This window comes from Pseudoalteromonas sp. KJ63-1 (genome assembly GCF_055808145.1).
The window spans coordinates 660,368-675,832 of the sequence record NZ_CM147855.1 but is presented as its reverse complement, the minus strand read 5'-3'; the positions used below and the strand labels follow the sequence as shown (position 1 = coordinate 675,832).

Sequence of the window (15,465 nt, the reverse complement as noted above, 5' to 3'; positions counted from 1 at the left end):
ATTTTATTATCAGCTTTTCCAAATTTTTAAAGAGCATATTAATTAGTTAACCCAAAGGGTAAAACTAACTAACAATCATCTGTGTGGACACTACGAACAAATAAGTTCTAAATCGTATAAGGAGGTGATCCAGCCCCAGGTTCCCCTAGGGCTACCTTGTTACGACTTCACCCCAGTCATGAATCACTCCGTGGTAAACGTCCTCCCGAGGGTTAGACTATCTACTTCTGGAGCAACCCACTCCCATGGTGTGACGGGCGGTGTGTACAAGGCCCGGGAACGTATTCACCGCGTCATTCTGATACGCGATTACTAGCGATTCCGACTTCATGGAGTCGAGTTGCAGACTCCAATCCGGACTACGACGCACTTTAAGTGATTCGCTTACTCTCGCGAGTTCGCAGCACTCTGTATGCGCCATTGTAGCACGTGTGTAGCCCTACACGTAAGGGCCATGATGACTTGACGTCGTCCCCACCTTCCTCCGGTTTATCACCGGCAGTCTCCTTAGAGTTCTCAGCATTACCTGCTAGCAACTAAGGATAGGGGTTGCGCTCGTTGCGGGACTTAACCCAACATCTCACAACACGAGCTGACGACAGCCATGCAGCACCTGTATCAGAGTTCCCGAAGGCACCAAACCATCTCTGGTAAGTTCTCTGTATGTCAAGTGTAGGTAAGGTTCTTCGCGTTGCATCGAATTAAACCACATGCTCCACCGCTTGTGCGGGCCCCCGTCAATTCATTTGAGTTTTAACCTTGCGGCCGTACTCCCCAGGCGGTCTACTTAATGCGTTAGCTTTGAAAAACAGAACCGAGGCTCCGAGCTTCTAGTAGACATCGTTTACGGCGTGGACTACCAGGGTATCTAATCCTGTTTGCTCCCCACGCTTTCGTACATGAGCGTCAGTGTTGACCCAGGTGGCTGCCTTCGCCATCGGTATTCCTTCAGATCTCTACGCATTTCACCGCTACACCTGAAATTCTACCACCCTCTATCACACTCTAGTTTGCCAGTTCGAAATGCAGTTCCCAGGTTGAGCCCGGGGCTTTCACATCTCGCTTAACAAACCGCCTGCGTACGCTTTACGCCCAGTAATTCCGATTAACGCTCGCACCCTCCGTATTACCGCGGCTGCTGGCACGGAGTTAGCCGGTGCTTCTTCTGTCAGTAACGTCACAGCTAGCAGGTATTAACTACTAACCTTTCCTCCTGACTGAAAGTGCTTTACAACCCGAAGGCCTTCTTCACACACGCGGCATGGCTGCATCAGGCTTGCGCCCATTGTGCAATATTCCCCACTGCTGCCTCCCGTAGGAGTCTGGGCCGTGTCTCAGTCCCAGTGTGGCTGATCATCCTCTCAAACCAGCTAGGGATCGTCGCCTTGGTGAGCCATTACCTCACCAACTAGCTAATCCCACTTGGGCCAATCTAAAGGCGAGAGCCGAAGCCCCCTTTGGTCCGTAGACATTATGCGGTATTAGCAGTCGTTTCCAACTGTTGTCCCCCACCTCAAGGCATGTTCCCAAGCATTACTCACCCGTCCGCCGCTCGTCAGCAAAGTAGCAAGCTACTCTCTGTTACCGCTCGACTTGCATGTGTTAGGCCTGCCGCCAGCGTTCAATCTGAGCCATGATCAAACTCTTCAATTAAAAAGTTTTTTGTCTTTCGACAGCTCAATGAATTCTGAATTTATTTAATATCTTTCGATATTGAATTGACTGTGCTGCAATTCCTACCGAAGTAGTTATTGCTGTTGGTCACTCAGTTTAAATTGAGACTCTAAATTTGTTTGCCTCACTACCTAAGTAGCTTGGCTGTTAGAACTCAATCTGTACGAGTGCCCACACAGATGATTGCTTTATATTGTTAAAGAACGTTGCGATTAAAGCGTTAAACTTTATCTCGCTAGGGCTGCGCATATTACGCCTTCCTATTTTTTTGTCAACACTTAATTTTGATAAAGTTTAAATTTTCAGAACTAAGTTTTACTCGACTCACTGAGTAGCTCGTGCCTCGCTATGCGTTGCGCTCTGCCGTCTCAGTGGGGTCGCATTATAGGGCTAATCGATTTTAACGCAAGCGTTTTTAAACGCTTTTTTGCATTTAATTTTTACCCCAAAGATACCCCACCCAGACACACAAGATACCCACAAAACCCTGTGGATAACCTTGCTTTTACCCTGCTATCCTAACGCAGAAACAAAAAAGCACCTTAACATTGGTGCTTTTTATAGAGAGTTTATCTTAATCGTTAATACAAAATGCTATAAAGCTTGCGACGATATTTAGCAGCTAGCGCATCGCCATCAGGTAAAGACGCAATAACAGCCAAGAAGTTTGGCTTAGCCTCATCAAAATTCAGATCTTTTTTAAGAATAGTAAAGAGTGCTTCTAATGCTTCTTCTTTCCTTCCTGCTTCATTGAGTAGGTTACTAAGTTCCATTTGTAATTCAAGCTCATTGGGATGCTTGGCTACTCTTTCTTGCAATGCTTTTATTTCAGGTGAATCGGTTGCCTCTAGCGCAGCCTCACATTTAGCTTTAATGTTATTAAAGTATGCATCTTGATCTTGTGCTTCTATTGTCTCTATTAATGCAGCGGCTTCATCTAGTTTGTGAATCTGTATACATATATCTGCAAGCACTAATTTAATTCTCGCATTACGACTATCTAATTCATACGCTTGCTTAGCATGATTAAACGCGGCATTTAAATCACTATTAATAAGTGCTTGCTTGGCTTGCTCTAATAATAGATCTTGTTGCGCAGGTAAATGTTTAGATAGAGCGTCACGTACTTGGCTTTCTGTTTGTGCACCCGCTAATACATCAACTGGAGCTGAGTCTTTTAATAACACTAAGGTAGGCAAAGTTTGTAAACCTACTTGCTGGGCAAGTTGCGAGGCCAAAGCTTGCTCTGCATCACAATCTAAGTTTGCAACAACTATATAATTATTATATTCAGCGGCTAGCTTATCTAAAATAGCTGCTTGGCTAATGCATTCTGGGCTTTGTGGCGAAAAAAGTTAAGTAGTACTAACTTTTGTTGTGATGTTTCACCTAATACTTGCTGAAGATTCTGTGCGTTAAGATTAACTATATTGCTCATTGAATTATTGCCATGTTCATCTATTTAGGTTTTTATATGGTGATGAAGATAATAATTACAAGACATGTGTCTAAATCATTTAAGACACACATACTATATAAATGAGGGAAATATGAAATTAGCCTATGCGAGTGCACTGTGTTTACTAGTTAGCCCACTATTAAGTGCGCAAACACTCAAGTTGGATCTCGATAAAAGTATGCCAGCAATAGAAAAGCTTTATCTAGATTTACACCAGTCACCTGAACTGTCTTATCATGAACAACAAACTGGTAAAAAAATGGCTACGCAACTTCAAAAGCTAGGGTTTGATGTAACCGATAACGTTGGCGGGTATGGCGTCGTAGGTATTTATAGAAATGGCCAAGGCCCTACCGTTATGATTCGAACTGATACTGATGGCTTACCAATCACAGAACAAACTGGCAAAGCATACGCATCAACTGTTACCACGATAAATGAACAAGGTAGCGAAGTCGGTGTTATGCATGGTTGTGGTCATGATATTCATATGAGTTCATTTATAGGCACCGCACAACAACTAATTAAAAATAAACAGTCGTGGCAAGGTACTTTAATGATGGTTGCGCAACCTGCTGAAGAAGTTGGGGGTGGTGCAAAAGCAATGCTGAGTGAGGGATTATTTAGCAAATATGCAAAACCCGATCATATTATTGCTTTACATGTCAGTGCCAGTGTACCGGCAGGAAAAGTTGCTCTGAAAAATGAGTACACTATGGCAAGTGTCGACTCGGTTGATATTTTAATAAAAGGTAAAGGTGGCCATGGAGCCTATCCACATACGACTGTAGACCCTGTGATTATTGCTGCTCGCACCATTTTGGCATTACAAACTATTACAAGTCGTGAATTATCTCCTTTGGAACCATCAGTGATTACTGTTGGCTCTATCCATGGCGGCTCAAAACACAATGTAATTTCTGATGAAGTAAAACTACAACTTACTCTGCGTAGCTATAACCCAGACGTTAGAAACGCGCAAATTGCTGCAATTAAACGCATCAGTGCAGGTATTGCCCACAGTGCGGGCCTGAAAGAAGCGCTCTATCCAAAAGTGTATGTTCATGAAAGTGAGTCTATTCCATCTACTTACAATAACCCGGAGCAAACCAATATAGTTAGGAGTGCTATTGCTGATGCAATTGGCGCAACTAATGTACTGGAAACAAAGGCGGTTATGGCTGGTGAAGACTTTGGCTTGTATGGTAGAACAGATGAAAACCTACCTATTACATTATTTTGGTTAGGCGGAGTTAACCAACAGCAATATACAAATGCGATGAAAAATAACGAAACACTCCCTTCATTACATTCAAGTAAATTTGCTCCCGATTATAAAGTAGCGCTTCCAACTGGAATAACAGCAATGAGTAATGCGGCTGTAGCATTATTCAATCAATAACCTTGAACGTTATTTTTAAGCCCCGCGATTAATTTACCGCAGGGCTTTTTTTGTAACTCGACTTTTTATACGGCGCTTTTTTTGTACGTTTAGCAAAACGCTTTTTAGGTGACGTTTTTGGCAAATTTGCAAACACATCACTATTACAGTTGGTTGCTTGGTTTACAAAATTAGTTAAATCAGCAAGTAAAGGCTGTATAAACTGCTGATAACTCATTGCTTGCTGAGCTATATCTCCTAAACTCGACTCCCATTTTGCGGTTAAATCGGGGCTTGATAACCCCTCAGGTAATACACTAATTAGTGCCAGACCTGTTTCAGTCGCTTTAATTGCCTTTCCTTCACGTTTTAAAAAGCGACGTTTAAATAACAGTTCAATGATGCCTGCACGAGTAGCCTCAGTACCAAGGCCATCAGTCTCTTTTAATATTTTTTTGATTTGTGAGTCTTTTACATAACGGCTAATCCCTGTCATGGCAGCAAGTAAGGTTGCATCGGTAAAATGAGCAGGAGGAGTTGTATGCTTTTGCACCACCTCACCTTTAGTACAGGTAAGTGCCATGCCTTTTTCTAAATGAGGCAATGTCGCCTCTTCTTTAAGTTCTGACTTACCCATAAGTAATTTAAAACCTAAACTTACATCTTGTTTTGCATTAGCCCTAAATAAACCACCGGCTAGGGTTACCTCTACTTTGGTTTCGTTGTATATGTAGTCAGGATAAAACTGAATTAAATAATGTCGACTTATTAACTGATAAATTTTTGCTTCATCATTGGCTAAACTCACACTTTTTAACTGTTTAGCTGTCGGTACAATCGCGTGGTGAGCTGCTACCTTTGAATCGTTAAAACATTTACTTCGTTTTTTTGCATCTGCTCCATTAACAAATTCTGTTTTTTGGCCATCATTTACTGCAATCGCTTTTAGTATCGCAGCTGCATCTTGGTGATGATCTTTTGGTAAATAACGATTATCTGAACGTGGATAGGTAATTAATTTATGGCGTTCATATAAGGTTTGGCAAATATCCAATACCCTTTGTGCTGGCATACCAAAAGCTTTAGCAGCATCTATTTGTAAAGCAGATAGATTATAAGGAAGCGGTGCGGTTTGCTTTTTTTGCTTTTGCTCAAGTGCAGTTACGCTTGCTGGTTGATTAGCGATACGAGAAGTGACATTTTCAGCTAAAGCTTTGTTAAGCACTCTGCCCTCTTCATCTTGATATGGGGCGCATGCTTTACTTGGTACCCACTTAGCTGTAAAGGCATCATTCTGAGGGGTAACTAAATGAGCAAGTACTTCAAAAAAGGGTTTTGATACAAAATTTGCGATCTCGTTATCGCGATTAACGACTAGACCCAAAATAGGTGTTTGCACTCTCCCAACCGACAACACATTACCAAATCCCGCTTTTTGCCCCGCTAATGTGTATGCACGCGTCAAGTTCATGCCAAACAACCAATCAGCACGAGACCGCGCTAAAGCAGAAACACTCAAAGGAATAAATTCACGGTTAGTGCGCATACTATGTAGTGACTTTTTAACCGCCGTTAAATTTAAGTCACTGATCAGTAAGCGCTGAATATTCTGTTTTTTTACTTGGCTGATTTTTGCTTGCTCTATAACTTCATCAACCAGTAACTGGCCTTCACGGTCAGGATCGCCAGCATGTACAAGTGTTGTTGCTTGTTTGATTAGCTTTTTTAAGATAGTGAGTTGTTTACGAGTTTTAGGCTTTGCTTTAAGTTGCCAATGCTCAGGCACAATAGGTAAATGTTCAAACTGCCACTTTTTAAAACGCTCGTCATAGTCATCGGGTTCTGCTTGTTCGAGCAAATGACCTATGCACCAAGATACGCAATCACCATTCGCTACCTCAATATAGCCATCATGCTTTTTATGCGGTTTAGGAAGTGCATCTGCAATAGCGCGACCCAACGAGGGTTTTTCAGCAATATAAAGTTTCATAACCAAAAGCTCTAACACTGTTCATATAAACAGTAGTCTAGCATATCATTTTAAAACGGGGGATATTTTTATAATTTCTAACTTAAAGCTTTATTTCGGTTATTAACAAAAATATATAAAAGAGGAAGATAACACACTATAATAGTGCCAATATTAATTAATGGCAGCAAAGTTTTATACATATAAGTGCTGTAGGATAAATCCCAAAGGTGACGGTCAACTAGACGAAACAACTGCAGGATGGGTGCACCAATAACCACAAGTTGGCCCAGTACGCATTGCCACAAATGCAGTTTATCTTTCAGACCCCAATAAGCAACTAGTGCCATCCAAGATAAATCGTTTAATGCCCAAACTACATAACGGTATATGTAAGTGCCGTCATCAAACTCTTTGAGCGATGAATGAATTAAAGCACCAAAAAGAAAAAAGCGGCTGTTAATAAAGTAAATCTTAAAGCGCAAAAATCTTTTCGTAAATAAAAAACAAAAATAGCTGGGCTCAAAATAAGCACCCAGCTACTATTTAAAATTTCTAAGACTTTATCAAACCAATCAGGCATGATTACTTAGTAAAATTCGTTTTTTTATCATCGTCATCGCCAGTACCGTTACCAGGCATACTACAATACTTATCCAACATATACACTCCAGTTTAATTACATCTGTTAACAAAGATGTATTCTATGCTAAAAAAAACAAAACCAATAAATTCTATCTAATATCAATAGGATCTGATTCTTTCGCCTTGCCTTGTAAGATTGATATTTCCACCCGGCGGTTACGTCTTCGATCTTCTCGGGAGTCGTTCGGCACTAAAGGTCTGGTTTCTGCACGCCCAACGACCATCATTCGAGTTTTATCAAAACCCGCAACTTTTTGCAGCTCACTTGCTACCGCAACAGCTCGTTTAGAGGACAAATCCCAGTTATTAATATAAAGCTCATTAGAGACTTGGAAGTCATCAGTGTGACCGGAGACGGTTATCTCCCCTGGCACATCTTTTAGTAACCGACCAATATCTTGAATGATAGGTTTAAACTGGGGCTGTAAAAACGCACTGCCCGATGGAAACGAACCATTTTCTCTTATACGAATAATGATTTGCTGACCTAATGACTCAAGCTCAATAGCTCCATCAATAATTTGCTTTTCGAGTTGTTGTGCAATTTTTTTAACTAAATCATTTATTTGCTCTTGATCAGCAGCAGAAACGGCAGGCGCTGAAGCAACTTCTTCTGAGGTGCTGCTAGACTCACCGCCTCGTTTTTCGCCTCGTTGCTCTTGGCGTCCACCAGCAGAGCTTTCATCGCCCGCCTGAAACTCTAGCATTTGCTGAGTCATTTCAACTGTTTGCTGCTGAATAGTTTCAATCGGGGTCGGCTCAGGCTTACCTGGAGTAAATTCCATAGCTATAACCGAGGTGCCTTTTGGAATATCTTTAACTTCAATTTTATTTTGTACACCGAAAGCAAACTTCATAGAGCCTGCAATTTGCTTAAATTTAAGCACATCCATTTCAGAAAACGCGAGTAAGAGTACAAAAAAGCACATTAATAGCGACATTAAATCGGCAAATGTCCCCATCCATGCAGGTAACCCAGGGGGGGCATTTACACTCTTCATCAGACATAACTATTCCTCAGTGTTTACTGCGCGTTTAGACTCAGCCAAATAATTTTTCAAGATCCCCTCAATTACTTTAGGGTTTTGGCCATCTTGGATGCCTAATACTGCATCCAAAATAAGTCGCTGGTTCATTGCTTCTTCGTCTTTACGCAATTCAAGTTTTACCTGAATAGGAATGGCGACAACATTCGCCAAAAATGCCCCATACAACGTTGTTAACAAGGCTACCGCCATGGCTGGGCCGATTGCTTTTGGGTCATCCATATTCGATAACATAGCCACCAAGCCGATTAATGTACCAATCATCCCCATTGCAGGAGCAATATCACCTAGCGACTTAAATAAGCTTGCGCCCATTTCATGACGAGTTGTTGTCAGGGAAATATCTTTTTGTAATGTTGCACGCACTACATCTGCATCATGCCCATCTACAAGCATATCAACGCCTTTGCGCATAAATGGATTTGGAATTTCAGCCTCTTCTAATGCTAAGAACCCACCTTTACGTGCAGAATCTGCTAGCTCAACCGCCTTTTCAATTAACGCTTCAGGGGGTTCAATTTTAAACATAAACGCTTTAGCACACACCTTACCAATGCCTAAAAATTGCGACATAGTAAAATTGGATAAAACGATAAAAAGGGAACCACCAAATACAATAACCACTGAAGGGGTATTGTAAAACATACCGACTTCACCGCTACTACTCATAAACATGGACATGACAATTAAGCCAATTGCGCCAAGGATCCCAATAATGGTTGCTAAATCCACATTCCCTCCAAAGGTTTTATATTTTTTCTTCGCAAGCGTTGTTATTAAATGTATATCGGCAAGATACTGAAATACTTAAGTGATTTTTATGATAAACGATAAAATTACAATTAGTCCTATTTTAGATCAACATAGGTAATCAATCTAACTAATCAAAATTTATAATTTAAAAAATAACGCTGAAGCGCAGTAAAACCCAATAAACAGCATTTATCTATCAAAAAAACATAACATTCTTTGACCTAGTTTAGCATTCCCCCTAAAATTGGCGTCTAAATTTATTATGTAAGTTGAAAATAAAGATGGCGACTAAAAAACCTGAAAATTTAAGTTTCGAACAAGCACTAGAAGAGTTAACAACAATTGTCAGTGAAATGGAACAAGGTGATTTATCGCTTGAACAGTCTTTAAAGCAATTTGAGCGCGGCATTGCATTAGCCAGTGCGTCTTCCGGTAAACTTCAACAAGCCGAGCAAAAGGTGTCGATATTAATGGGTAATGACGAAAAAGCACCGCTTACTCAATTTAATAACGATATGGAATAATTGTGAGCATAAAAGAACAAATAAAGCTTGCTCAAGATGATGTAGCCAATACACTCAATCTTTATTTCGAACAACCTCTTGAAAGCGACAACACCATAAAAGAAGCCACCCATTATAGTTTAATGAATGGCGGGAAAAGATTGCGGCCCTTTTTAGTTTATACCACAGGTAAAATGTTGGGTGCTGACAAGCGTGATTTAGATGTACTTGCAGCAGCGATAGAGTGCATTCATAGCTATTCATTAGTGCATGACGATTTGCCCGCTATGGATGATGATGATTTACGTCGCGGTCGCCCCACATGCCATATTATCTATGGTGAAGCACAAGCTATTTTAGCAGGTGATGCACTGCAAACCTTAGCATTTGAGCTTATTGCTAAGCACACATTTAAATGCTCAACAGAAGCTCAGTTAAAAATGATTGCAGAACTAGCCCATGCTTCAGGTTTGCAAGGAATGGTTGCCGGACAAGGGCGTGATATTGCAGCAACCGATAAACTGATTACGGTTGACGAATTAGAACGTATTCATAAACTTAAAACAGGCGCATTAATAAATTGTGCGATTACTCTGGGCGCACTTTGCGCACCTAATATTAGCCAACACACTTTAGATAACTTATCTACTTTTGGGTATGCTATTGGGCTGGCCTTTCAGGTTCATGACGACATTTTAGATGTTGAGGGCGACACCCTGACTTTAGGTAAGCCTCAAGGGTCAGATATTGCAGCGAATAAAGCGACATACCCTGCTTTATTAGGTATGCTAGGTGCTAAGCAAAAAGCACTAAATTTGATACAGCAAGCCCATGAGGCGTTAGCCAATATTGACGCAGATACAACCGACTTAGCGGCATTGGCAAACTATTTAATTGAACGTGACCATTAAACATGGCTAAAACGTATTAACTCTTAGAACAAAATTATTACTGAATATTAGATTACCTCTTAAATCTATTTTTTTGAGGAAAGTTAATATTAGCGAAGGATATATAAAAAACCATGACACTTGATAGCAGCAAGTATCCATTACTTAATTTGGTGAACGAACCAGCCCACTTGCGAGACTTAGCACAAGATAAGCTTCCTGCATTTAGCCATGAATTGCGTGATTACTTACTCAATTCAGTATCGCAAAGTAGCGGCCATTTAGCGTCTGGTTTAGGAACCGTAGAACTTACCGTTGCATTACATTACGTGTACAACACTCCCGATGACCGTTTAGTTTGGGACGTAGGTCATCAAGCCTACCCACATAAAATATTGACAGGACGTCGAGACCAAATGCACACCATTCGCCAAAAAGATGGATTGCACCCATTTCCATTTAGAGACGAAAGTGAATACGATACGTTTAGCGTTGGCCATTCAAGTACCTCTATTTCAGCGGCATTGGGGATGTCTATTGCGGCGCAAAAAGAAGGAAAAGGTCGTAAAACCGTAGCGGTTATAGGCGATGGCGCTATTACCGCTGGCATGGCTTTTGAAGCGATGAATCACTTAGGTGATGTGAAATCAGATATGCTGATCATTTTAAATGATAACGAAATGTCGATTTCTGAAAACGTCGGCGCGTTAACTAATCATTTTGCGCGTATTTTATCAGGTAGCTTTTATACCAACATCCGCGAAGGCAGTAAAAAGCTTCTTTCTGGCGTACCGCCGGTAAAAGAGCTGGCTAGCCGCATGGAAGAGCACATTAAGGGAATGATGATCCCAGGTACTTTTTTTGAAGAGCTAGGCTTAAACTATATTGGCCCAATTGATGGCCATGATGTAAATATGTTGGTAGATACACTGCGCAACATGCGCAACTTAAAAGGCCCACAACTGCTTCATATAAAAACTCAAAAAGGCAAAGGCTACAAACCAGCAGAAGCCGACCCGATTGGTTATCATGGTGTACCAAAATTTGATCCTGCGACTTCAAGTTTACCAAAATCTAAGCCAAGTGCGGCGACTTTCTCAAATGTATTTGGTGATTGGCTTTGCGATATGGCAGAGCAAGACAACAAGTTAATGGCAATTACTCCTGCGATGCGTGAAGGTTCGGGAATGGTGCGCTTTTCTAAAGAACACCCAGAACAATATTTTGATGTGGCAATTGCTGAGCAACACGCTGTAACCCTTGCTGCAGGTTTTGCTTGTGAAGGGTTAAAACCCGTTGTTGCCATCTACTCTAGCTTTTTACAACGTGCGTATGACCAATTAATTCACGACGTTGCATTGCAAAACCTACCGGTATTATTTGCTATTGACCGCGCAGGTATTGTCGGAGCCGATGGTGAAACTCACCAAGGCGCCTACGACCTCAGCTTTATGCGCTGTGTTCCTAACATGATTATTATGGCACCAAGTGACACTAACGAATGCCGTCAAATGCTATACACAGGCTATCAAGCCAACTGCCCTGTAGCCGTGCGTTATCCGCGTGGTAGTGCGGGCACAGCAGAAGTTCAAAGTGCTATGCAACAGCTCGAAATTGGTAAAGCTAATGTAATTAAACAAGGTAATAAAGTAGCTATATTGTCATTTGGTACCTTACTTGAAAACGCTCAATTAGCCACTGATGAGCTCAATGCCACTTTAGTTAATATGCGATTTATTAAACCACTCGATACGGGTTTAATTGATGAACTTTTCGCTAGCCACGATATCATTGTAACACTTGAAGATAATGCAATTTCTGGTGGTGCAGGTTCGGCAGTTAATGAGTATTTAGCTACTCAAAAAGCGGCTGTAAAAATACTTAACTTAGGTATACCGGATGAATTTATTAAACACGGTACTCAACAGCAAATGCACGATGAAATGGGGTTAGGTGAGCAAGGTATATTAACCTCAATCAAAGCATTTATGAGCTAATACTTATAGTGTTTAATAAAAAGGAGCCCTTGGCTCCTTTTTTATTGCTAACTTTAACCTCTAGCGCATCCACACCTTAATATCGGCTAAACCATTACTTTGCAATAAGCCAATCTGCTGTTCAACATTCGGGTTTTGCTCAAACTCAAATGCATCTAATTGCTCATCAAAGGTAATGTTAGCGACGCCATCGCCGCCGCGTTTTTTAACTTGATGCAATGCGATATCAGCTAAATTAATCGATGTTTCCCAGCTAATAACCTGACCACCTAGCAGAGGTAGCGGATAGAAAGACCAACCCACTGACGCTGTTATATTGGTTGTTTCGCCGTTAGGAAGTTGGAAGGTATAATCGGCAATGGCTTGGCATAATTCAGATACATAGCTGTCGATTAAATTACACTTAAAATCGCGCAACAACAGTAAAAACTCATCACCACTCCAACGGGCAACATAATCAGAACCCTGGGTACGCGAGTTAAGTAATGCCGCTACTTGTTGTAAACAGCTATCTCCAGCAATAGGACCATAAGCATCGTTAATGCGGCTAAAGTTATCTAAATTAATAATTAACAACACCAAAGATTTACCCTGAGCCTGCAATGACTGCGAATTACGCTGAAAATGCTCAATATCTTTTGGTAGTTGATCAAACAAGAAACGACGACTTCTCAGCCCAGTTAGCTCATCAGAGTGACTAACAAGTTTAAGCTGAGAATTTACTTGGTTTAATTTATCATTCGCTTGGCGAAGCTCTAGAGTTCGTTCAGTAATAAGCCCTTCGAGTACTTGTTGCTTACGTCGCTCTTGAACTTTAAATACCCAAAACACTAAATAGAAGAGCAACACAAAACCACTGGTGATCAGTAATCTAAAGTAGATGGTTTCACCAAATCGTTCAGGAACAACAAACGTATATTCGGCTGATTGCGCTTTACCCCAATCCTCACCTTGGCGTTTGGTTTCTAATTCAAATAAAAACATACCAGCGGGTAAATTTGTATAAATTGCTTCTCGACGGGTATTTGCATAGCGCCAATCGTTATCAAGCCCATTAAGTTTATATCTAAACTCAATACTTGCCGGAGCGTAATAGTCAATCGCAGTATAGGTAAGTGTTACATCACGCTCATCGGTCTCAAGAACCGGTTTTTCACCTAACGCGGCAGCTGCAAGCTTTCGTGATGGCGTTGTTAAGGTTTCTATAGTTGGTTTAAGCGAACGTAATCCAAATAACTCTACGTCTTTCGGAATTTCCACCACACCTTGTAAGCTGGGGTACCAAATAGAGTTATCCATATCAACCACCGCATCATGGCCTAAACCATTACAACATTGGCTAGCTTTACCATCGAGCTGACGGTCAAATGAAGAAATCACTTCTTCTACTTTTAGGCTTTCGATGTTGGCTTTAAATTGCTCAACAGGCATGCGGTAAACCCCTTTCATGGTGCTTACCCAAATTCGCTTTGAGGTGTCATCGTATTCTAAACTGAATATGGAACCATATGGCAATCCATTGGCGGCGTCTAGTTGCTGCCATTGCCCTTGTCCACTGCGATAAAACAGGCCATCATTCAACGAGCCAATTAAAATGCCTACCCCTTTTATATGTAAAATGCTGGTCACATAAGCGCTTTCCAAAGTGGTTTGGTCGCCAATTTTTTCTATCCCACGTCCAGTAAAATAATACGCACCTTTACTGGTGCCAATAACCCCAAAATTTGGTTTATCTAAAACATAGGTTACAAACTTACTGCCTAAAAAAGCATTGTACGCAAAAGGGTTTAAACCATTGTAATTTAAACGGTATAACCCTCGTCCGGTGCCTATCCAAAAACCGCCTTTAGTTGAAGTGCTAATTGCAAAAACAGGGTTATCGCTCAATGCACGAGCAGGGAAACTATATAAGGTATTTGATTCGTAGAAAAACAAGCCTCTGCCAGTAGCAACATAAAGGCGATCGCCATCAAATTGCAGGTCATGTACCGAGGCATTTCCATACTTGGCACTATTAATAACATTAATAAAAGTTTTATCGGCATCAAAATAGCCAACACCACTTTTGTTGGCAATCCATAACTTACCATCAGGTGATTTACTAATTGCCATTACCGCTTCGGTCATTTTAGAAATGGCAGAATGGCGCTCTATTCGACCTTCGTGAGCAAGCCATAGCCCTTCACTAAAACTCGCTAACCATATGTTATTTTCATCATCTCTAAATATATCAGCAAACCAAATACTCTGATCTAGCTGGCTTGGTTCAACCCACTGCCAATCATTAGATTTAGCTCTAAATAATAAACGTCCATAGGTTGATACCCATAAGCCGCCATTACCGTCGCTCATAAATTTATACACAGCTGAGTTATTAGCATTGGGGAGTGGAAACGGACGTAGCTCGTCATCTAAATCTAAAAAATAAGCCCCTAATTCAGAAGCTAGGTACAAATTACCATTTAAAAACGATAAATCGTGAACAATAGTTTGCGCTAAACGATCGGGCAAAGCCACTTTAGCAGTTAGTTCTAAGCGTAATTTAGAAAAGTCAGACGAGCTTTGTGTTAAGCGTAATAAATTACGGTCGTTAACCAGCCAAATCCCCTCAGGTGAAAGCGCCATTTTACTGACCGACCCCACAATTTGGGTAATAGCAGTGGCGTTTACAATAGGGCTAGGATTATTTAGTTGGTCGCGCAGTTCTATTTGGCCTCTGTCTATATAATAGAGCCCATTAGCTGCTATCCAAATACTGCCTTGAGAGTCTTCAAGAATATCTCTTACAGGGCCTTTAATATTAAACTCTTGAGCGGTTAGCTTTTCAGGGTCAATAACCACAAGGCCATTTTTAGTGCCTACCCACAATAAGCCTTCTCCATCGATCAATAATTTATTAATACCATTGCTGGGTAAAAATAAACTATTTTGGGTATTATAATTAGTGAAGGTATTGCCATCAAAACGGCTTAATCCAAATTGAGTGCCAAGCCACATATAGCCTTGGTTATCTTGCACTACACTTTTTAGAGATTGTGAGGGTAAGCCGTCTTTGATATTCCATTGTTTAACTACGTAATCAGTAATTGAGGCCGTACTTGGCATGGCACATAGTATAAGTACACAAACCAATAAAAATCGCATCATA

8 protein-coding genes, 1 rRNA gene and 2 pseudogenes are annotated in these 15,465 nt (G+C 41.0%); 4 read left to right on the top strand and 7 right to left on the bottom strand.

Annotation, left to right across the window (positions count from 1 at the left end):
• Window positions 1-117 precede the first annotated feature (117 nt).
• A 16S ribosomal RNA gene (locus AC0L7Q_RS03145) occupies window positions 118-1,653 on the bottom strand.
• A 602-nt stretch (window positions 1,654-2,255) separates the two neighbouring features.
• Window positions 2,256-3,112: pseudogene (locus AC0L7Q_RS03140) on the bottom strand (tetratricopeptide repeat protein).
• A gap of 112 nt (window positions 3,113-3,224) precedes the next feature.
• Here AC0L7Q_RS03140 and AC0L7Q_RS03135 point away from each other — a divergent pair.
• Window positions 3,225-4,535, top strand: coding sequence for a M20 metallopeptidase family protein (locus tag AC0L7Q_RS03135; protein ID WP_413401343.1), 1,311 nt, complete (start codon window positions 3,225-3,227; stop codon window positions 4,533-4,535).
• A gap of 28 nt (window positions 4,536-4,563) precedes the next feature.
• On the opposite strand, the gene AC0L7Q_RS03130 is transcribed toward AC0L7Q_RS03135, so the two are convergent.
• The 4 genes and pseudogenes from AC0L7Q_RS03130 to pomA form a co-directional block, all read right to left on the bottom strand.
• Complete coding sequence (locus AC0L7Q_RS03130) at window positions 4,564-6,504, bottom strand: DNA topoisomerase III (protein ID WP_413401342.1); 1,941 nt, start codon at window positions 6,502-6,504, stop codon at window positions 4,564-4,566.
• 77 nt (window positions 6,505-6,581) lie between these two features.
• The gene (locus tag AC0L7Q_RS03125; RefSeq protein WP_409424794.1) at window positions 6,582-6,968 is read right to left on the bottom strand and encodes a hypothetical protein; all 387 of its coding nucleotides are present in this window, start codon (window positions 6,966-6,968) and stop codon (window positions 6,582-6,584) included.
• Window positions 6,969-7,217: 249 nt separating this feature from the next.
• A pseudogene (locus AC0L7Q_RS03120) lies at window positions 7,218-8,136 on the bottom strand (flagellar motor protein MotB).
• Window positions 8,137-8,138: 2 nt separating this feature from the next.
• Window positions 8,139-8,906: a flagellar motor protein PomA gene (pomA, locus tag AC0L7Q_RS03115; RefSeq protein ID WP_010390948.1), complete on the bottom strand. Its 768-nt coding sequence runs from the start codon at window positions 8,904-8,906 to the stop codon at window positions 8,139-8,141.
• A 302-nt stretch (window positions 8,907-9,208) separates the two neighbouring features.
• Between pomA and xseB the strand changes: the two genes are divergently transcribed.
• The 3 genes from xseB to dxs all read left to right on the top strand — a co-directional run bounded on the left by xseB (window position 9,209) and on the right by dxs (window position 12,317).
• Complete coding sequence (xseB, locus tag AC0L7Q_RS03110) at window positions 9,209-9,451, top strand: exodeoxyribonuclease VII small subunit (protein WP_138605171.1); 243 nt, start codon at window positions 9,209-9,211, stop codon at window positions 9,449-9,451.
• A 2-nt stretch (window positions 9,452-9,453) separates the two neighbouring features.
• Window positions 9,454-10,341 carry a (2E,6E)-farnesyl diphosphate synthase gene (gene ispA / locus AC0L7Q_RS03105; protein WP_413401340.1) on the top strand — a complete coding sequence of 296 codons (888 nt, stop codon included), beginning with the start codon at window positions 9,454-9,456 and terminating at the stop codon, window positions 10,339-10,341.
• 113 nt (window positions 10,342-10,454) lie between these two features.
• Window positions 10,455-12,317 carry a 1-deoxy-D-xylulose-5-phosphate synthase gene (dxs, locus tag AC0L7Q_RS03100; protein ID WP_413401339.1) on the top strand — a complete coding sequence of 621 codons (1,863 nt, stop codon included), beginning with the start codon at window positions 10,455-10,457 and terminating at the stop codon, window positions 12,315-12,317.
• 60 nt (window positions 12,318-12,377) lie between these two features.
• On the opposite strand, the gene AC0L7Q_RS03095 is transcribed toward dxs, so the two are convergent.
• Complete coding sequence (locus AC0L7Q_RS03095; RefSeq protein WP_413401338.1) at window positions 12,378-15,464, bottom strand: diguanylate cyclase domain-containing protein; 3,087 nt, start codon at window positions 15,462-15,464, stop codon at window positions 12,378-12,380.
• Window position 15,465: the final 1 nt, after the last annotated feature.